This is a genomic window from Pseudomonas sp. FP2309 (genome assembly GCF_030687575.1).
Taxonomy (GTDB): domain Bacteria; phylum Pseudomonadota; class Gammaproteobacteria; order Pseudomonadales; family Pseudomonadaceae; genus Aquipseudomonas.
In genome coordinates, this window is record NZ_CP117439.1 from 5,058,701 (window position 1) to 5,077,428 (window position 18,728).

General features: G+C 61.0%; 16 protein-coding genes. 9 read left to right on the top strand and 7 right to left on the bottom strand.

The genetic code is table 11. The features are described 5' to 3' along the window. Positions 1–91: 91 nt before the first annotated feature. From PSH59_RS23400 to PSH59_RS23415, 4 genes are all read right to left on the bottom strand, one after another. On the bottom strand, positions 92–1,132 hold the full coding sequence (locus PSH59_RS23400; protein WP_248080249.1) for an ABC transporter substrate-binding protein: 1,041 nt from the start codon (positions 1,130–1,132) through the stop codon (positions 92–94). 44 nt (positions 1,133–1,176) lie between these two features. Further along, complete coding sequence (locus PSH59_RS23405) at positions 1,177–2,289, bottom strand: ABC transporter ATP-binding protein (protein ID WP_248080251.1); 1,113 nt, start codon at positions 2,287–2,289, stop codon at positions 1,177–1,179. A 226-nt stretch (positions 2,290–2,515) separates the two neighbouring features. Beyond that, positions 2,516–3,145, bottom strand: coding sequence for a response regulator transcription factor (locus PSH59_RS23410; protein ID WP_248080253.1), 630 nt, complete (start codon positions 3,143–3,145; stop codon positions 2,516–2,518). 18 nt (positions 3,146–3,163) lie between these two features. Beyond that, positions 3,164–5,158 (bottom strand): transporter substrate-binding domain-containing protein, encoded by a 1,995-nt coding sequence (locus PSH59_RS23415; RefSeq protein ID WP_305393761.1) that lies wholly within the window; start codon positions 5,156–5,158, stop codon positions 3,164–3,166. Positions 5,159–5,235: 77 nt separating this feature from the next. On the opposite strand from PSH59_RS23415, the gene PSH59_RS23420 reads away from it, so the two are divergent. After that, a complete protein-coding gene (locus PSH59_RS23420) occupies positions 5,236–6,210 on the top strand; it encodes an alpha/beta hydrolase family protein (RefSeq protein ID WP_248080257.1) in 975 nt (324 codons plus the stop codon). A 27-nt stretch (positions 6,211–6,237) separates the two neighbouring features. On the opposite strand, the gene PSH59_RS23425 is transcribed toward PSH59_RS23420, so the two are convergent. The 3 genes from PSH59_RS23425 to PSH59_RS23435 are packed head-to-tail and all read right to left on the bottom strand — an operon-like array spanning position 6,238 to position 8,703. Continuing rightward, entirely contained in the window at positions 6,238–7,005 is a 768-nt protein-coding gene (locus tag PSH59_RS23425) for a TerB family tellurite resistance protein (protein ID WP_305393762.1), read from the bottom strand. Position 7,006: 1 nt separating this feature from the next. Continuing rightward, positions 7,007–7,681, bottom strand: a complete 675-nt coding sequence (gene murU, locus PSH59_RS23430) for an N-acetylmuramate alpha-1-phosphate uridylyltransferase MurU (protein WP_248080260.1) — start codon at positions 7,679–7,681, stop codon at positions 7,007–7,009. Further along, the gene (locus PSH59_RS23435; protein ID WP_305393763.1) at positions 7,678–8,703 is read right to left on the bottom strand and encodes an aminoglycoside phosphotransferase family protein; all 1,026 of its coding nucleotides are present in this window, start codon (positions 8,701–8,703) and stop codon (positions 7,678–7,680) included. The genes murU and PSH59_RS23435 overlap by 4 nt, the downstream gene beginning before the upstream one ends. Before the next feature lie 130 nt (positions 8,704–8,833). On the opposite strand from PSH59_RS23435, the gene PSH59_RS23440 reads away from it, so the two are divergent. From PSH59_RS23440 to PSH59_RS23475, 8 genes are all read left to right on the top strand, one after another. Next, a complete protein-coding gene (locus tag PSH59_RS23440) occupies positions 8,834–11,647 on the top strand; it encodes an LPS-assembly protein LptD (protein WP_305393764.1) in 2,814 nt (937 codons plus the stop codon). Next, a complete protein-coding gene (locus PSH59_RS23445) occupies positions 11,622–12,962 on the top strand; it encodes a peptidylprolyl isomerase (protein WP_248080263.1) in 1,341 nt (446 codons plus the stop codon). The genes PSH59_RS23440 and PSH59_RS23445 overlap by 26 nt, the downstream gene beginning before the upstream one ends. Then, the gene (gene pdxA, locus PSH59_RS23450) at positions 12,959–13,948 is read left to right on the top strand and encodes a 4-hydroxythreonine-4-phosphate dehydrogenase PdxA (RefSeq protein WP_305393765.1); all 990 of its coding nucleotides are present in this window, start codon (positions 12,959–12,961) and stop codon (positions 13,946–13,948) included. Before PSH59_RS23445 ends, pdxA begins: the two co-directional genes overlap by 4 nt. After that, positions 13,945–14,757 (top strand): 16S rRNA (adenine(1518)-N(6)/adenine(1519)-N(6))-dimethyltransferase RsmA, encoded by an 813-nt coding sequence (rsmA, locus tag PSH59_RS23455; RefSeq protein WP_248080265.1) that lies wholly within the window; start codon positions 13,945–13,947, stop codon positions 14,755–14,757. Before pdxA ends, rsmA begins: the two co-directional genes overlap by 4 nt. Positions 14,758–14,861: 104 nt before the next feature. Next, positions 14,862–15,242 (top strand): Co2+/Mg2+ efflux protein ApaG, encoded by a 381-nt coding sequence (gene apaG, locus PSH59_RS23460; protein ID WP_248080267.1) that lies wholly within the window; start codon positions 14,862–14,864, stop codon positions 15,240–15,242. Then, the gene (locus tag PSH59_RS23465) at positions 15,242–16,093 is read left to right on the top strand and encodes a symmetrical bis(5'-nucleosyl)-tetraphosphatase (protein WP_305393766.1); all 852 of its coding nucleotides are present in this window, start codon (positions 15,242–15,244) and stop codon (positions 16,091–16,093) included. Before apaG ends, PSH59_RS23465 begins: the two co-directional genes overlap by 1 nt. A gap of 32 nt (positions 16,094–16,125) precedes the next feature. Further along, complete coding sequence (gene glpE / locus PSH59_RS23470; protein WP_305393767.1) at positions 16,126–16,455, top strand: thiosulfate sulfurtransferase GlpE; 330 nt, start codon at positions 16,126–16,128, stop codon at positions 16,453–16,455. Between the two features lie 283 nt (positions 16,456–16,738). Continuing rightward, positions 16,739–18,661 carry a PrkA family serine protein kinase gene (locus PSH59_RS23475; RefSeq protein WP_248080273.1) on the top strand — a complete coding sequence of 641 codons (1,923 nt, stop codon included), beginning with the start codon at positions 16,739–16,741 and terminating at the stop codon, positions 18,659–18,661. Positions 18,662–18,728: the final 67 nt, after the last annotated feature.

An 18,728-nucleotide genomic window follows, 5' to 3' on the forward strand; every position in this document is an offset into this window, starting at 1 on the left:
AGCCGGTCACCATGCAAGCCTGCTCAGCACAGAAGCCAGGTCACCACAGAAACCCGCTCACAAGGAGCGCCCATCGAGCACGGCAGGCGGGTTATTTAGCGGCCCACGAGTTAAAGCGCTGCTCGAGTTGCTCACCGTTATCCGCCCAGAAGCTCACATCGATCTGCACCTGGTTGGCGATGTTTTCCGGGGTGGTCGGCATGTCCTTGAGGATGTCCTTGGCCAGCAACGGTACGGCTTGGGTGTTGGCCGGGCCGTAAGCGATGTTTTCCGAGTAGGTCTTCTGCTGCTGCGGCGCGACCGAGAAGGCGATGAATTTCTTCGCGGCTTCGGCGCGGTCTTTGGCCAGGCCTTTTGGAATGGCCCAGGCGTCGAAGTCATAGATGCCGCCGTTCCACACCACTTTGAGATTGCTTTCTTTTTGCACGGCAGCGATGCGGCCGTTGTAGGCCGAGCTCATCACAACGTCACCCGAGGCGAGGTATTGCGGCGGCTGTGCGCCGGCTTCCCACCATTGAATCGACGGTTTGAGTTCGTCAAGTTTCTTGAAGGCACGGTCCTGGCCATCTTTGCCGGCCAGCACTTTGTAAACGTCCTTCGGCGCAACGCCATCGGCCATCAGTGCGAATTCCAGGGTGTACTTGGCGCCTTTACGCAGGCCGCGCTTGCCCGGGAATTTCTTGGTGTCCCAGAAATCCACCCAGCTTGTCGGGGCGGAAGCCAATTTATCGGCGTTGTACGCCAGCACCGTCGACCATACGAAGAAACCCACGCCGCATGGCTGGATCGCGCCCTTCACGTAGTTGGCGCTGTCACCGAACAGTTTCGGGTCCAGCGGCTCGAACATGTCTTCGTCGCAACCACGGGACAGCTCCGGCGATTCAACTTCCACCAGGTCCCAGGACACGCTCTTGGTGTCGACCATGGCTTTGACCTTGGCCATTTCGCCGTTGTACTCGCCGGCGACGATCTTGCCGTTGCCCGCGCTTTCCCACGGTGCGTAGAAGGCCTTGACCTGGGCGGCCTTATTCGCGCCACCAAAGGACACGACGGTCAGGTCCGGGCCGGCCATGGCCTGTGTCGCGCCCATCAAGCTCAATGCCAGGACGGAATACTTCAAGGAACTCAACATTGTTGTTCTCTCCACGTGCAGGGTTGGTGAAGCCATGGGGGCGATTAATTCGCCTCTAGAAGTGGGTCGAGTGCGCGAACGTGCTCGACTTGCCAGCCAATCGGTACCACGTCGCCAACGGCCAGGGCTGGATCCAGCTCAGCAATTGGTTGTTTCACAAAAAAATCGGCCTTGCCGCAGACTTCCAGGCGCACACGCACGTGGTCGCCCAGGTAGATAAATTCGGCCACCCGCCCGGAAAAGCGATTGACGCATGCTTCGCTGGAACCATTGAGGCTGACGCGCTCCGGGCGCACCGACAGCGTCACCGGGCCACCGAGCTGCCCCACATTCACCGCCAGCGCCTCGACTTTCTCTCCGCGCGCCAATTCCACCACGCAGCGGTCGCCGGTGTGGCTGTGCAGGCGACCGTTGAGGCGGTTGTTCTCGCCAATAAAATTGGCGACAAAGGTGTTCTTCGGCTCTTCGTACAAGGTCCGTGGCGCGGCGATCTGCTGGATCTCGCCCTGGTGAAACACCGCCACCCGGTCAGACATGGTCAAGGCTTCGCCCTGGTCGTGGGTCACGTACACCACCGTCACGCCCAGGCGCTGGTGCAGGTGCTTGATCTCCATCTGCATGTGTTCGCGCAGTTGCTTGTCGAGGGCGCCGAGAGGTTCGTCCATCAGCACCAGTTGCGGTTCGAACACCAGCGCCCGGGCCAACGCCACGCGCTGTTGCTGGCCGCCGGACAACTGCGCCGGGTAGCGCTGGGCGAACGCGTCGAGCTGGACCATGCTCAGCACGCGTTTGACGCGCTCGCTGATGTCGGTCTTGCTCAACCCGCGTACCGACAGCGGGAACGCCAGGTTCTCGGCCACGGTCATGTGCGGGAACAACGCATAGTTCTGGAACACCATGCCGATGTCGCGCTTGTGCGGCGGCACGTTGTTGATCGAGCGCCCGGCCAGCTGGATTTCCCCGGCGGTCGGCGTTTCAAAGCCGGCCAGCATCATCAGGCTGGTGGTCTTGCCCGAACCGGAAGGCCCGAGCAGGGTGAGGAACTCGCCCTTGCGAATCTCCAGGTTGAGGTCTTTGACGATCAGGTTCTCGCCGTCGTAGCTCTTCTGCACGCCACGAAAGCTGACCAGTACATCATTTGAATCCACCTCGCTCATACCCGCACCTTTGTGTTTTGGACTGCTGTGGCACAAGCGTAGTCCAGGGGCGAGGCCCCGGAAATCGGGAGCCAAGAGAGAATTGCATCAGCCGGATGGAAGGTTTGGTGTAGGGATCGCCCTACACGAATGGCGGGCACTGGACAGGGCAACCGCAAGCGGCGAGCTGCAAGCCTCAAGAACGGGCGCAGCGCTGTTTTGTGGGGTGTCGTTAATAGATATGTCGCTACAGAAGCTTGTGCTCCATCGCGTACTTCACCAGTTCGGCCAGGGAGGTGATGTTGAGCTTTTGCATCAAGCGCGCCTTGTGGGTGCTGATGGTCTTGCTGCTCAGCGCCAGTTGCTGGGCGATGTCGTTGACGTTGGCGCCCTGGGCCAAGCGCTCGAACACCGAGAACTCACGCTCCGAGAGCAACGAATGCAAGGGCCGGGTATCGGTGAGGCCGACCTCGAAGACCATGCGGTCGGCCAGGTCCGGGTCGATATACCGCCCGCCGGCCGCGACCTTGCGAATCGCCGTGAGCAGCAGCGCCGGGTCACTGTCCTTGGTCGCATAACCCGCGGCGCCCACCTTCAAGGCACGGGCGGCCATTTGCGCCTCATCGTGCATCGACAGCACCAGAATCGCCGGCGGGTTGCTCAGCGTGCGAATCCGCGCAATCGCTTCCAGGCCGTTGACGCCAGGCATCGAGATGTCCAGCAATACCACCTCGCACGGCACGTGACGCAAGGTCTCCAGCAACTGCTCGCCATTACTCGCCTCGCCCACCACGAGCAGGTCTTTGGCCAGGCCGATCAACTGCTTGATCCCTTCACGAACGATGGTGTGGTCTTCGGCTACCAGTACGCGGATCACAGGGGTTTCCTCTTATCGTTATGCATCCAACGGCACCGTCACACTCAGGGTGGTGCCCTCCCCCAACTCACTGTGCACGCTCAACTGCCCGCCCATAATCAACACCCGCTCGCGCATGCCGACCAGGCCGAACGAGACCGCGCGACCTTCAGGCTGGACGAACCCCACACCGTCGTCACTGATCGTCAGCCGCAGATCCGTGCCTTCGATGGCCAGGGTCAGTTCCACAGTATGCGCCTGGGCATGGCGCATCACATTGGTCAGCGCCTCCTGCAGGATACGAAACAGGCCGATAGCCTTGGCGTCACTCAGGGTTGGCAGGTTATCCGGCACTTGCACCAGGCAGGGGATTTGCGTGCGGGCCTCGAAGCGGCGGGCCTGCCATTCGATGGCCGAGGCGATACCGGCGTCCAGAATCGGTGGACGCAGCGCGGTGGCGACATCCCGGACCAATTGAAACAATTGGGCGATCAGGCGCTTCATGCTGTTCAAGCGCTCGTGCAGGCCGGGGTCCAACTGCGCATAGGCCAGTTCGCACATGGAGGTTTCCAGCTTGAGCACGGTGAGCATCTGCCCAAGCTCGTCGTGCACCTCGCGGGCGATGCGCGCCTTTTCTTCTTCGCGCACGGTCTCCAGATGCGCGGACAGCTCGCGCAGTTGCGCTTCACTTTGCAACAAGGCGGCCAGGGTGCGACGCAGTTCGGTGACGTCATTCAGGTAGACCACCAGGTACTCGGCCTCGGCAAAGCGTAAAAAGCTCAAGGACACGTTGGCCGGCAGGATGCTGCCATCGGCGCGCAGGCAATTGGTGGCGAAATTCTGCGGACCCTCTTCGCTGGCCCGCGCGCGCTTCCACAGGTTGAGCCAGCGGTCCATGTCCAGCGTCGGGTCGAGGTCAACCAGCGGCCGCTCGATCAGTGCGCCGGGGCCGTAACCCAGCATGTTTTCGGCGGCAAGGTTGGCGTAGCGCACATGGCTGTCCCAGTTCACCCACAGGATGCCCACGGTGCTTTGATCGATGGAAAATTGGGTCAGGCGCAACGCCTCGGCACCCGCCGCACGGGCCGCACTTTCTTCCCGGGCGGCCAACAGGCTGTGTTCCAGCGCATGCTGCTGACGGCGCTGCCAGAACACTATCGCCAGGCTGGCAAGCAGCAGCAGGCCCAGCAGCAGACTGAGGTTCTGCCACAAACCAGGGGATTCGGTCAGCCGCGGGTATTTGGGTTGCAGCCAGCGGTTGTGCAGTTGGTCGAGGTCACGGGCGGGAATGGCGCGCAAGGCGCTTTCCATAATGCCGGCCAGTTCCGGCCAGTCCCGCCGCGTAGCCACGCGCAGCAATTGCGGCAGGCCGATATCCCCCACCACCGCCAGCCCGGCGAACTCCGCCTCACCGGATAATCGACTTAACTGCGCTTCATCCACCACGGCATAACGCGCCTGCTGGCTCACCAGCAATTGCAACGCTTGGCGCTCCATGGGCACGCCTTGCAGGTTGAGTCCGGGGTAAGTACTGCGCAGATAATCGGCGACGCCGCTGGGCATGCGCACGGCAACGCGAGATAGGTCATCGAGCTTTTCCAGCTCCACGGCACCAGCGCCTTCACGGATACCAACGATGCGCTGGGGCACGCGCATATACGGGTCGCTGAACAACCACAGGCGTAAACCGGCCGGGGTTTGCTGCAGGCCTGGGGCGATGTCCACTTCGTCGTCGCGCACGGCGGCTTCCAATTGCTCCTGGCTTGGAAAATTGCGCCACACCAGGTCAATGTTCAGCGCCTTGGCCAGCCACTGCATCAATTCCACATTGGCCCCGGACAAGCGTTGCAAGCGCCGGTCGTATTGCGCGTAAGGCGCCTGCAACACCACGCCCACCCGCAGTTCCGGGTGCTGGGCCAGCCAGTCGCGCTGCTGCGCATTGAGCTGTGCCTGCGGCGAGGCAGGCGTGGGGGCGGCGTTTGCCATCAAGGCAAGGCACAAACAGCCGATAACCAGCAGACAGCGAAAACCCATGATCCACGTCTCACATCACTGACAAATACTGACCAACCCATTAGGCTGCTGGAATCTTTTCTGGCCGGAAACTAACGATGCCACTTCGAAACCGTTCGGCACTGCCAGCATTGTGCCTGTCGCTGCTGTTTACCAGTGCCTTTTCTGTACAGGCCGCTGATGCCCCTGAGCCGGCCGCCGAAAAACCCGTCGAACGCCAGCCTTTACCCGAACGCAGCCAAGAAGAGGCCAGCGCCCTGGAGCGCACCCTTCCCCAGCAGGAACAGCAACAACTGCAGGCTGGCAGTGATTCCTTCCTCGCCCTGTGGAAACCGGCCAACAGCGCCGAACCCGAAGGTGTGGTGATTATCGTCCCTGGGCGCGGTGAAAATGCTGACTGGCCTCAAGCAATCGGCCCATTGCGGCGCAAATTGCCGGACGCCCATTGGGGCAGCCTCAGCCTGTCGCTGCCGGACGTGAGCGTGGATACACTGCCGCCGCGGGTGATGGAAGCACCCAATGCCACCGTCGACACCAGCAGCAAAGAAGCAAGCACCGCCGACAAACCGATCGAACAAGCGGCCAGCGCAGAGGCCGAGGGCACCGACCCGTCGGTGGTGCCGGGCGCAGACGAGCAGGACAAGACCGACGCGTCACGCATCTTCGATCGTATCGACGCCGCCGTGGCCTTTGCCCAGACTCAAAGTGCACGCAGCGTGGTGCTGGTCGGTCATGGCACCGGAGCCTGGTGGGCCGCGCGTTATCTGAGCGAGAAACAACCGTCTCAGGTGCAAAAATTGGTGATGGTCGCGGCGCAGACGCCCAACGGACGCCACCCGGACGTGCAGCAACTCGCCCCGGCCCTGAAACTGCCGACCGCCGACATCTACTATCAAGACAACGCCCTGGCACGCAAAAACGCCCTGGCACGGGCCCAGGCGGCCAAACGCTTGAAAAATGATGGCTATCAGCAGGTTTCATTGAAGTCACTGCCCGGCAACAGTGCTGCCGAGCAGGAGCAGTTGTATCGGCGGGTCCGTGGTTGGTTGAGCCCGCAGGCCGGCACAGACTGAACGGATAAACCGATCAACCTGCGTTGATCAGCGAAAGTCCCGGCGCTCGCGAATCAACGCATAGGCGTTGTGCAGGTCGCGGGTGCGCTCAGTGGCGTCAAGCACTTGCGCGGGGCTCGCGCCGCTGCCGGCCACTTTGTCCGGATGGTGGCGACTGAGCAGGCGGCGATAGGCGCGTTTGATCACCGAAGGCTCAGTGGTGGCCGTTACGCCGAGCAAGCGCATCGCCTCCTGATAACTGGCACCACGGCTGACCAGCGGCTTGCGTTCCGGGGTGTAGTCCGCCGCCAGAGCCTGGAGCTGTTGCGGCGTCCAGCCCAACCATTTACCCCATTGCTCGATCAGATCGCGCTCGGCGTTATCGGCCCTGCCGTCCGCCCAGACCATCCGCCAGCACGCGCGCAGCACGCCTTCGGCGGCATGGGGCTGCGCCTTGAGCACACGCAGGTAACGGCGGACGCGGTCGGAGCCGGATTTGCCACGGTTGAAGGCCGTGATCGCGCGGCGCTGAGCCGATTCGGTCATGTCCAGCGCACGCATCTCCTGGCGCGCCTGCTGGATATGCCCATCCACTACCCGCCCGTTGCTTTTGGCCAGGCGCCCCAGCAGTACAAACAGCAATTCGTCATTGCGCAACGCCGGGCGCCCACCCAGACGTTCACGCAGTTGCGCCCAGCTGTGCAGTTGCAGGCGACGATCCAGCGCCTGCCCCAACAGCGCACCCAACAAGGCCCCCGGAATACTGGCAATGGCGAAGCCAGCCCCGGCGCCGATCAGCGTCCCTGGCCACAACATGCTACTGCCCCGCTGTCAGCAGGGTTTCGACTTGCGCCAGGCGCTCCAGCGTGCCGACATCTATCCAGCGTCCCGCCATGTGTTCCCCCGTTACCAGACCTTTGGCCATCGCCGCCCGTAAAAGCGGCGCCAGCTTGAAGGCACCTGCGCTGCACCCCTCGAACAACCTGGGGTCGAGCACTGAAATGCCACTGAAGGTCAGGTTATCGGCACCGGGCGCCGCATCATGAAGCAAACCCTGATCGAGGTGGAAATCTCCACCCGAAGGGTGATGTGCGGGGTTGTCGACCATCACCAGGTGCGCCAGGCCGTTGAGCGGTTGCTTGAGCCGAGCGAAGTCGTAGTCGGTCCAGATATCACCATTGACCACCAGAAACGGCTCGCCCCCCAGCAACGGCAAGGCCTGGAAAATCCCGCCGCCGGTTTCCAGCGGCTCGCCCTCAGGGGAATACCGGATACGCAGGCCAAACTGCGCGCCGTCGCCCAGGTAGTTTTCGATCTGCTGGCCGAGCCAGGCATGGTTGATCACAATATCGCTGAAGCCGGCCTTGGCCAGCGCCTCCAGGTGATACTCGATCAGGCGCTTACCGCCGGCCTGCACCAGCGGCTTGGGCGTGTGCAAGGTGAGCGGACGCATCCGCTCGCCTTTGCCGGCAGCCAGGATCATGGCCTTCATACCGTGGCCTCGGCGGATTGGCGCAGGCTGCTCAACAACTCAGCCAAGTCACTCAGCTCCGGGCGGTCAGCCAGCACCGCTTCTATATAAGCAAAGAAGCGCGGCACGTCTGCCAGGTAGCGTGGCTTACCGTCGCGGTGGCAAATACGCGCAAAAATGCCGATGACCTTGAGGTGACGCTGCACGCCCATCAGGTCGCTGGCACGCAGGAAGTCTTCGAAGTCGCGCTGTACCGGGATGCCCAGTTCCGCAGCGCGCTCCCAATAACCGCGCTGCCATTCGCGCACACGGGCCTGGGACCAACTGAGGAAGGCATCCTTGAACAGGCAAGTGATGTCGTAGGTGACCGGGCCATAGACCGCGTCCTGGAAATCCAGCACGCCGGGGTTCGGCTCGCTGATCATCAGGTTGCGCGGCATGTAGTCGCGGTGCACCAGCACTTTGGGCTGCGCCAGCGCGCTGTCGATCAGGCGATCGCTGACCCGCTGCCAGCATGCCTGTTGCTGTGCGTCCAGCTCGACACCCAAATGCCTGCGCACGTACCACTCTGGGAAGAGCTCCAGCTCACGGCGCAGCAAGGCGACGTCATAGCTGGGCAGCGGTGCGTCCATCGGCAACTGCTGGAATGCCAGCAGCGCGTCGATCGCATCGGCAAACAATTGATCGGCATTTTGCTCGTCGATCACGTCCAAGTAGGTTTTTGTGCCCAGGTCATTGAGCAAAAGAAAGCCGCGCGGCAAATCTTCTGCATAAATTTTTGGAACATTTATGCCTGACTTTGCCAATAAATGAGCGATATCGACGAAGGGTTTGCAGTTTTCCTGGGGCGGTGGAGCGTCCATCACCACGAAAGTCCGGCCGCCACCTTCCCAGCGGAAGTAACGCCTGAAACTCGCGTCGCTGCTGGCCGCGGTCAATGTGGCCGGGGGTACGAGGCCCCAGTCTTGAGCGTTGAAAAGGATCGGCAACTGCTCATCCAGCCAGACTTCCAGCTGTTGTAAACGTAGATCTTGCTCGGGCATTACAAGGGTCTCCGACGGCGCTAGCCGTCAAGCGGGGCATGCTTTATTATCACGCATCTTTTTCAGACCATCGAGAGGCGTGCGGCCCAAACCGCGGGCAGATGGCACGCAGGAAGCCCGGACTAATAAGATGGCATTGAAATCCCCCGCGTTTCGTAGAAAATTTCCGTTGCTGGTAACCGGCAGTCTGCTGGCCTTGCAACCCTTCGCCACCTCATTCGTGGTCGCCGCGGAACAGTATGACTGCACAGTCTCTGCTTCGGGTGCCTGGGATTGCGCGCCGAAAACCGCCGCAGCCCCGTTGCCACCGCGCCCGGTGCATGACGGCGCTGCCGTCAGCTCGGCCAACAGCACGGCGCAGGCCGACGCTGGTGGCACGGCCGCGGCCGAGCCCAAGACCGCACTGGTCACCGAATCCAAGGGCCGTGGCCTGCGCTCGCGCAGTGCCGACTACAGCCACTTGGACTGGGTACCTCGTGATAAGTTGACCGCGGCCCAACTGGCCGAAACCGGTCCTTATTGCGGCGGTGCGTACATCGAGCCGACTCGTCCTGGCATGAACGACAAGACGAACAAGAGCGATGCGCCCACCTTCATCGGCGCCAAAGCCTCTCGTTACGAGCAGGAACAGCAAGTCGCGACCCTGGCCGGTGACGTCGTCATGCGCCAGGGCAGCATGCAGCTGGAATCTGAAGAAGCCAGCCTGTATCAGGCCGAAAGCCGCGGCGAGCTGAACGGTAATGTTCGCTTGCGCGATAACGGCGCCCTGATCGTCGGCGACCACGCCGAAGTTCAGCTGGATACCGGTGCGGCGCAGATCGACAACGCCGAATACGTGCTGCACAAGTCGCGCATCCGCGGTAACGCGCTGTACGCCAAGCGCGCCGAAAACGCGATCATCCGTCTCAAGGACGGTACGTACACCACCTGCGAGCCGGACAGCAACGCCTGGCAGCTCAAGGGCAACAACATTACGTTGAACCCGGCCACCGGTTTCGGTACGGCGACCAACGCGACGTTGCGGATCAAGAACATCCCGATCCTGTACACCCCTTACATCTATTTCCCGATCGACGATCGTCGTCAGTCCGGCTTCCTGCCGCCAAGCTTCAGCACCGGCAGCGAAACCGGCTTTACCTTGCTCACGCCGTACTACTTCAACCTGGCGCCGAACTACGACGCTACGTTGTACCCGCAATACATGACCAAGCGCGGCATGATGATGGAAGGCGAATTCCGCTACCTCACCAAGTCCAGCGAAGGTCAGTTCGGCGGCGCGTACCTGAACGACGACAACGACGAACGCAAGCTGCAGACCGATTACGAAAAAACCCGCTACATGCTCAACTGGCAGCACAAAGGCGGGTTGGATTCGCGTGTAATGACGCAGGTCGACTACACCACGATCAGCGACCCTTACTTCTTCCAGGACCTGAAGTCCAACCAGGAAGGCGTCGAGAGTCGCGATTACGTCAACCAGCAGGGCTCCGTGACGTATCGCGGTGACACCTTCCGGGCACGCCTGAACCTTCAGGCTTACCAACTGGCGACCATTTCCCAAGTCACGCCGTACGATCGTCTGCCGCAGATCACCTTCAACGGCACCCTGCCCTACCATCCGGGCGGCCTGAATTTCAGCTACGAGACCGAAGCCGTGCGCTTCAATCGCGACCTGGAAAACGGCACGTTTAAAGACCAGGACGGCGTGGCATCGGCTCGACTGGACACCTTTGTCCGCGGCCTCACCCGCGCCAACGGCACACGCCTGAACGTAGCACCAGCCGTCGAATACCCGATGAACTCGACCTACGGTTTCGTAACGCCGAAGCTCAAGTACGTCTATACCAAGTACGATTTGGACCTGGACAGCATCGGCAAGAACCAGATCATTGCTGACCAGGCTGCGTCCGTGGCGGCAGGCACCCCGTATGCGGGCGGCACCTTCAAGAGCTCCCAGGACCGTGCGGTTCCGGTGGCCAGTGTCGACAGCGGTCTGTACTTCGATCGCAACACCAACTGGTTCGGCAAGGACTATCGCCAGACCCTTGAGCCGCGTGCGTTCTACCTGTACGTGCCGAACAAGGACCAGGCGGATATCCCGGTCTTCGACAGCAGTGAATACTCGTTCAGCTACGCCTCGCTGTTCCGCGACAACCGCTTCAGCGGTTCCGACCGCATCGGCGACGAGAACAAGCTGTCGCTGGGCGTGACCAGCCGCTGGATCGAAGACAACGGCTTCGAGCGTCAACGCGTAGCCGTGGGCCAGGCGCTGTACTTCAAGGATCGTGAAGTTCAATTGCCGGGTGTTCTGGCCGCCGACCGCGCCGACGCGCAGTCCGATGTATCGCCGGTTGCCCTGGACTACGAGTTCCGTTTCAACCGCGACTGGCGTGCCACGGCCGACTACAACTGGGACACCGAGGAGCACAGCCCTCGTTCCGGCAGCGCAATGCTTCACTACCAGCCGGAAGACAACCCGAACAAGATCATCAACGTCGGTTATCGCTATCGTAACGACCAGGTCGTCTACAACCAGCTGACCGGCAAATGGCAGTTCGGTGGTGACTATGGTCAGCCGGGTGATCCGAACTTCGTGAAGGATTACTACAAAATCCAGCAACACGACTTCTCGATGATGTGGCCGATCATTCCCCAGTGGAATCTGATCACCCGCTGGCAGTATGACTACGCTCGCAACCGTACCTTGGAAGCCTTTGGTGGTTTCGAGTACGACAACTGCTGCTGGAAACTGCGCGTCATCAACCGTTACTGGGTTTCCAACGACGAATACAGCCAGATCGCCCCGCTTAACGAAAAGGGTGACCACGGGCTCTTCCTGCAAATCGTCCTCAAAGGACTCGGCGGCCTGACCGGCGCCAAGGTAGAGAGCTTCCTCGACAAAGGCATTGAAGGTTATCGTGAACGTGAAGACCAAGCTTTCTGATTGTCTGCGCCCGCTCGTACTGGGCGCGCTGTTCCTGGGGACCGCATCGGCACACGCTGCGGTTCAACAGCTGGATAAAGTGGTGGCCATCGTCGATAACGACGTGATCATGCAGAGCCAACTGGACCAACGGGTCAAGGAAGTTCAGCAGACCATCGCCAAGCGTGGCGGCGGCGTGCCGCCGACCAGCGTCCTGGACCAACAGGTGCTGGAACGTCTGATCGTCGAAAACCTGCAATTGCAGATCGGTGATCGTTCCGGCATCCGTATTTCGGACGAGGAACTGAACCAGGCCGTCGGCACTATTGCCCAGCGCAACAACATGAGCATCGATCAGTTCCGCGCGGCCCTGGCTCGCGATGGCCTGTCGTATGAAGACGCCCGTGACCAGATCCGTCGCGAAATGATCATCAGCCGTGTGCGTCAGCGCCGTGTGGCCGAGCGGGTTCAGGTGTCCGAGCAGGAGGTGAAGAACTTCCTGGCGTCGGACCTTGGCAAGATGCAGCTTTCCGAAGAACTGCACCTGGCCAATATCCTGATTCCGACCCCGGACAGCGCCAACTCCGAGCAGCTCAATGCCGCCGCTGCCAAAACCAAGGCAATCTATGATCGTCTGAAGGCCGGTGCTGATTTCGCGCAAATGGCCATCGCCCAGTCCGGCAGCGACAACGCCCTTGAAGGCGGTGACATGGGCTGGCGTAAAGCCGCTCAACTGCCACCTCCGTTCGACCGCGAACTGAGCGCCATGGAAGTCGGTGGTATCACCCAGCCGGCACGCACTCCAGGTGGTTTCATCATCCTGAAGCTGCTGGAGCGCCGCGGCGGCGAGACCTCGCTGAAAGACGAAGTGCATGTTCGTCATATCCTGGTCAAACCGAGCGAAATCCGTACCGAAGCGCAAACCAAGGAACTGGCACAGAAGATCTATGACCGCATTGAAAGCGGTGAAGACTTCGCCACCCTGGCCAAAAGCTTCTCCGAAGACCCAGGTTCAGCCCTCAACGGCGGCGACTTGAACTGGATCGACCCGAAAGCACTGGTTCCCGAGTTCCAGCAAGTGATGGCCGATACGCCGCAAGGCGTGCTGTCCAAGCCGTTCAAGACTCAATATGGCTGGCACGTGCTGGAAGTTCTTGGCCGTCGCGCCACCGACAACACCAGCCAGGCCCGCGAGCAACAGGCACTCAACGTATTGCGTAACCGCAAATACGACGAAGAGCTGCAAACGTGGTTGCGCCAGATCCGTGACGAAGCCTACGTCGAGAACAAGCTGCCAGGCGCCGGGCAAACAGGCACCGACCAGGCAGTACAGTGAAACCCCAGCGTTTCGCGGTAACACCCGGCGAGCCGGCCGGCATTGGCCCAGACCTGTGCCTGCTGCTCGCCTCGCACGCCCAGCCACACCCCCTGATTGCCATTACCAGCCGCGACCTGCTCCTTGAGCGGGCCGCGCAGCTGGGCGTGGCTGTCAATTTGCTGGACGCTGCGCCCGGAAATTGGCCCGACCTGCCCGCACCGGCCGGCAGCCTGTACGTGTGGGACACCCCGCTGCAGGCCAAGGTGGTTGCCGGGCAACTGGACAAGGCCAACGCGGCGTTCGTGCTCGAAACCCTGACCCGCGCAGGCCAAGGCTGCATTGATGGCGTCTTCGCCGGCATGATCACCGCCCCGGTACACAAAGGCGTGATCAACGAATCCGGCATCGCTTTTTCCGGCCACACCGAGTTTCTCGCCGAACTGACCCATACCGCTCAAGTCGTCATGATGCTGGCCACGCGCGGCCTGCGAGTCGCCCTGGTGACCACGCATCTGCCACTGCGTGAGATTGCCGACGCCATTACCGTCGAACGCCTGGAGCGCGTGACGCGCATCCTGCATGCCGACCTGCAACACAAATTCGGCATCGCCCAACCGCGCATCCTGGTCTGTGGGCTTAACCCCCACGCCGGTGAGGGCGGTCATTTGGGCCATGAAGAAATCGACATCATCGAACCAACCCTGGAGCGTCTGCGCCAAGAAGGCATGGACCTGCGTGGCCCATTGCCTGCCGACACTCTGTTTACCCCCAAATATCTGGAGCACTGCGACGCAGTGCTGGCGATGTACCACGACCAGGGGCTGCCGGTGCTGAAATACAAAGGCTTCGGCGCCGCCGTCAACGTGACACTGGGCCTGCCGATCATCCGTACCTCCGTCGACCATGGCACCGCCCTGGACCTGGCAGGCAGCGGCAAGATCGATACCGGCAGCCTGCACGTGGCCCTGGAAACCGCCTATCAGATGGCCGAGACCCGTATATGACCGAGCATTACCAACACCGGGCGCGCAAGCGTTTCGGGCAAAACTTCCTGCACGACGCTGGCGTGATCGACCGGATCCTGCGCTCCATCCATGCCAAGCCCGAAGACCGCCTGCTGGAAATCGGCCCGGGCCAGGGCGCACTGACCCAGGGCCTGCTGGCCAGCGGTGGACAGTTGGACGTGGTTGAACTGGACAAGGACCTGATCCCAATCCTCAATCAGCAGTTCGCCGGCAAATCCAACTTCAACCTGCACCAGGGCGATGCACTGAAGTTCGACTTCAACACCCTCAACGCCGCGCCCAACAGCCTGCGCGTGGTGGGCAACCTGCCGTACAACATCTCCACACCGCTGATTTTTCACCTGTTGAACAACGCAGGGATCATCCGCGACATGCACTTCATGCTGCAAAAAGAAGTGGTCGAACGTCTGGCCGCGGGCCCTGGGGGCGGTGATTGGGGCCGTTTGTCGATCATGGTTCAGTACCACTGCCGCGTCGAACACCTGTTCAACGTTGGTCCAGGTGCATTCAACCCGCCACCGAAGGTCGACTCGGCCATCGTGCGCCTGGTGCCGCATGCCGTGTTGCCGCACCCCGCCAAGGACCACAAACTGCTGGAGCGTGTGGTGCGCGAAGCGTTCAACCAACGCCGCAAGACCCTGCGCAACACGCTCAAGGCCCTGTTGAGCAATGCTGAAATCGAAGCAGCCGGTGTCGACGGCAGCCTGCGCCCCGAGCAACTGGACCTGGCCGCGTTCGTGCGCCTCGCCGACCAGCTTGCCATTCAGCCTGCGCCCGCGGCCGACTGATCACCTCGTGTACAGGCCGGACACATGTCTGGCCTAGTGCCCACCTCTTGGCCTAGACTGATCCGCATCTGCTGTCCTCCGCTTTTGCTTTTAAGGCCTCTTGCATGTCCGATCCTCGCTACCAGATCGACGTCAGCGTCGTCACCCGCTTCCTGGCGGACCAATCGCAACCCGAACACAATCGCTTCGCCTTTGCCTACACCGTCACGGTGAAAAACAACGGGCTGGTACCCGCCAAGCTGTTGTCACGCCACTGGGTCATCACCGACGGTGATGGTCAGGTCGAAGAAGTGCGCGGCGCAGGCGTTGTTGGCCAACAACCGTTGATCGACATTGGCGCCAGCCACACCTACAGCAGCGGTACGGTCATGACCTCCAAGGTCGGCACCATGCAAGGGTCGTATCAGATGAAAGCCACCGATGGCCAACTGTTCGACGCGATCATCGCGCCGTTCCGCCTCGCCGTTCCGGGGTCCCTGCACTGATGGCGACGTATGCAGTCGGCGACCTGCAAGGCTGCCTGGAACCCCTCAAGTGCCTGCTTGAACGCGTGGCCTTCGACCCGGCGAACGATCGACTGTGGTTGGTCGGCGACCTGGTCAATCGTGGCCCCGAGTCGCTGGAAACCCTGCGCTACTTATATAACCTGCGCGATTCCCTGGTCTGCGTACTGGGCAACCACGACCTGCACCTGCTGGCGGCGGGGAATAACATCGAACGCCTTAAAAAAGGCGACACCCTGCGCGAGATCCTCGAAGCGCCTGATCGCGCAGACCTGCTCGATTGGCTGCGCCGGCAAAAGATCATGCATTACGACGAAGGCCGCAACATGGCGCTGGTGCATGCGGGGATCCCGCCGCAGTGGACTTTGAAGAAAGCCCTCAAGTGCGCCGCCGAGGTCGAACACGCGCTGGCCGACGACAGCCTGTACACCGCTTACCTCGATGGCATGTACGGCAACGAACCAGTGAAGTGGGACAACGACCTCATCGGCGTTGCCCGGCTGCGGGTGATCACCAACTACTTCACGCGCATGCGCTTCTGCACCGCCGAAGGCAAGCTGGACCTCAAGAGCAAGGAAGGCGCAGACACCGCCCTGCCAGGCTACAAACCGTGGTTCGCCCACAAAGAGCGCAAGACCCGTGACACGAAGATCATCTTCGGCCACTGGGCGGCTCTGGAAGGTCGCTGCGAGGAGCCTGGCGTGTTTGCACTCGACACCGGCTGCGTATGGGGCGGCGCCATGACCCTGATGAACATCGACTCCGGCGAGCGCCATAGCTGTCGGTGCGAACCCACACTTCCCGTTACACTGCCGGCTGCCGCCAAGCGCTAGATGCCGCTTGCCACCACGCCAAGGAGCCCGCCATGAGCGAATTCAAACGTATCCCTCCCGAACAAGCCCTGGCCCTGCGCGAGCAAGGTGCCGTGGTGGTTGATATCCGTGACCAGCCGACGTACTCGGCGGCCCACATCACCGGCGCCCGGCATCTGGACAACGTCAACATCGCTGACTTCATCAGCGCCGCCGACCTCGACGCGCCAGTGATTGTGGCGTGCTACCACGGTAACTCCAGCCAAAGTGCAGCGGCCTATCTGGTCAGCCAGGGCTTCTCCGACGTCTATAGCCTGGACGGTGGTTTTGAACTGTGGCGTGCGACCTATCCTGCAGAAATTTCCACTGGCGATTCGCAATAATTTTTTTCACACCCCGCTACCCCACGTGATGCTTGGGCTCGCGCCGTTTCTGACGAACGGCGCGGCCAAACTTATTACGTATCGCGCCTTGACCTCCCCGATTCCGAACTATCCTTAAGCGCAGGCCATCCGAATCAGGGGAGAGCCGGTACACCGGCGTGCGGGTCATCGGTAGCGTTTAGGGTGTTCTGGGGGGAAACAGCCATTGGCGTTCGTCAATGGTTGCCAGCATCGACTGATAGATCCGGCGTCGGCTCCACGTATCGAGCGAGGTGACGACGTCATGAGTATCTTTAGCCACTTCCAACAACGCTTCGAGTCCACGCAGCAGGAGGAACTCACACTTCAAGAGTATCTCGAGCTGTGCAAAAAGGACCGCAGCACCTACGCATCTGCCGCCGAACGCCTGCTACTGGCGATTGGCGAGCCACAGCTGGTGGACACCTCGAATAACTCGCGCCTGTCGCGAATCTTTTCCAACAAGGTGATCCGCCGCTATCCGGCCTTTGAAGACTTCCACGGCATGGAAGAATGCATCGACCAGATCGTTTCCTACTTCCGCCATGCCGCCCAAGGCCTGGAAGAGAAGAAACAGATCCTCTACCTGCTCGGCCCCGTCGGCGGCGGCAAGTCGTCCCTGGCTGAAAAGCTGAAACAACTGATCGAGAAAGTACCCTTCTATGCCATTAAGGGCTCACCGGTCTTCGAGTCGCCCCTGGGCCTGTTCAACGCCACGGAAGATGGCGCAATCCTCGAAGAAGACTTCGGCATCCCGCGGCGCTACCTCAATACCATCATGTCGCCCTGGGCTACCAAGCGACTGGCCGAGTTCGGCGGCGATATCAGCCAATTCCGCGTGGTGAAACTCTATCCCTCCATCCTCAACCAGATCGGCGTGGCCAAGACCGAACCGGGGGATGAGAACAACCAGGATATTTCGGCGCTGGTGGGCAAGGTCGATATCCGCAAGCTCGAAGAATTCCCACAGAACGACGCCGACGCCTACAGCTACTCGGGCGCACTGTGCCGGGCCAACCAGGGCCTGATGGAGTTCGTCGAGATGTTCAAGGCACCGATCAAGGTGCTGCACCCGCTGCTCACTGCCACTCAGGAAGGCAACTACAACAGCACCGAGGGCCTGGGCGCGATCCCATTCACCGGGATTCTGCTGGCCCACTCCAACGAGTCGGAGTGGCACACCTTCCGCAACAACAAGAACAACGAAGCGTTTATCGACCGGATCTACATCGTCAAGGTGCCGTACTGCCTGCGGGTCAGCGATGAGATCAAGATCTACGACAAGCTGCTGTTCAACAGCTCTCTGGCCAAGGCCCATTGCGCGCCCGACACCCTGAAGATGCTCGCCCAGTTCACGGTCCTGTCGCGCCTCAAGGAGCCCGAAAACTCGAACATCTATTCCAAGATGCGTGTGTATGACGGCGAAAACCTCAAGGACACCGACCCCAAGGCCAAGTCGATCCAGGAGTACCGCGACACCGCAGGCGTGGACGAGGGCATGAACGGGTTGTCCACTCGGTTCGCATTCAAGATCCTGTCCAAAGTCTTTAACTTCGACCCCCACGAGATCGCCGCCAACCCGGTGCACCTGCTCTATGTGCTGGAGCAGCAGATCGAACAGGAGCAGTTCCAGGCCGAAACCCGCGAGCGCTACCTGCGCTTCCTCAAGGAATACCTGGCACCGCGCTATATCGAGTTCATCGGCAAGGAAATCCAGACTGCGTACCTGGAGTCCTACAGCGAATACGGCCAAAACATCTTCGATCGCTACGTGCTGTACGCCGACTTCTGGATCCAGGACCAGGAATACCGCGACCCGGAAACCGGCGAAATTCTCAACCGCGTGGCTCTTAACGAAGAACTGGAGAAGATCGAAAAACCGGCTGGCATCAGTAATCCGAAGGATTTCCGCAACGAGATCGTCAACTTCGTGCTGCGCGCCCGTGCCAACAACAACGGTAAAAACCCGACCTGGCTCAGCTACGAGAAGCTGCGGGTGGTCATCGAGAAGAAAATGTTCTCCAACACCGAAGACCTGCTGCCCGTCATCAGCTTCAACGCCAAGGCCAGCAAGGAGGATCAGCAAAAACACAACGACTTCGTCACACGAATGGTCGAGCGTGGCTACACCGACAAACAGGTACGGCTTCTGTCGGAATGGTACCTACGGGTCCGGAAATCGCAGTGAGAAAAGCAGCTGCAAGCTTCTAGCGACAAGCTGCAAGGGTAAAGCCACTGATTCAAAAATCAGCGGG

Bases quoted from the DNA above. Each gene is read 5' to 3' on its own strand.
- PSH59_RS23400 (WP_248080249.1), bottom strand. From the start codon at position 1,132: ATGTTGAGTTCCTTGAAGTATTCCGTCCTGGCATTGAGCTTGATGGGC.
- PSH59_RS23405 (WP_248080251.1), bottom strand. From the start codon at position 2,289: ATGAGCGAGGTGGATTCAAATGATGTACTGGTCAGCTTTCGTGGCGTG.
- PSH59_RS23415 (WP_305393761.1), bottom strand. From the start codon at position 5,158: ATGGGTTTTCGCTGTCTGCTGGTTATCGGCTGTTTGTGCCTTGCCTTG.
- PSH59_RS23420 (WP_248080257.1), top strand. From the start codon at position 5,236: ATGCCACTTCGAAACCGTTCGGCACTGCCAGCATTGTGCCTGTCGCTG.
- PSH59_RS23425 (WP_305393762.1), bottom strand. From the start codon at position 7,005: ATGTTGTGGCCAGGGACGCTGATCGGCGCCGGGGCTGGCTTCGCCATT.
- murU (WP_248080260.1), bottom strand. From the start codon at position 7,681: ATGAAGGCCATGATCCTGGCTGCCGGCAAAGGCGAGCGGATGCGTCCG.
- PSH59_RS23435 (WP_305393763.1), bottom strand. From the start codon at position 8,703: ATGCCCGAGCAAGATCTACGTTTACAACAGCTGGAAGTCTGGCTGGAT.
- PSH59_RS23440 (WP_305393764.1), top strand. From the start codon at position 8,834: ATGGCATTGAAATCCCCCGCGTTTCGTAGAAAATTTCCGTTGCTGGTA.
- rsmA (WP_248080265.1), top strand. From the start codon at position 13,945: ATGACCGAGCATTACCAACACCGGGCGCGCAAGCGTTTCGGGCAAAAC.
- apaG (WP_248080267.1), top strand. From the start codon at position 14,862: ATGTCCGATCCTCGCTACCAGATCGACGTCAGCGTCGTCACCCGCTTC.
- PSH59_RS23465 (WP_305393766.1), top strand. From the start codon at position 15,242: ATGGCGACGTATGCAGTCGGCGACCTGCAAGGCTGCCTGGAACCCCTC.
- glpE (WP_305393767.1), top strand. From the start codon at position 16,126: ATGAGCGAATTCAAACGTATCCCTCCCGAACAAGCCCTGGCCCTGCGC.
- PSH59_RS23475 (WP_248080273.1), top strand. From the start codon at position 16,739: ATGAGTATCTTTAGCCACTTCCAACAACGCTTCGAGTCCACGCAGCAG.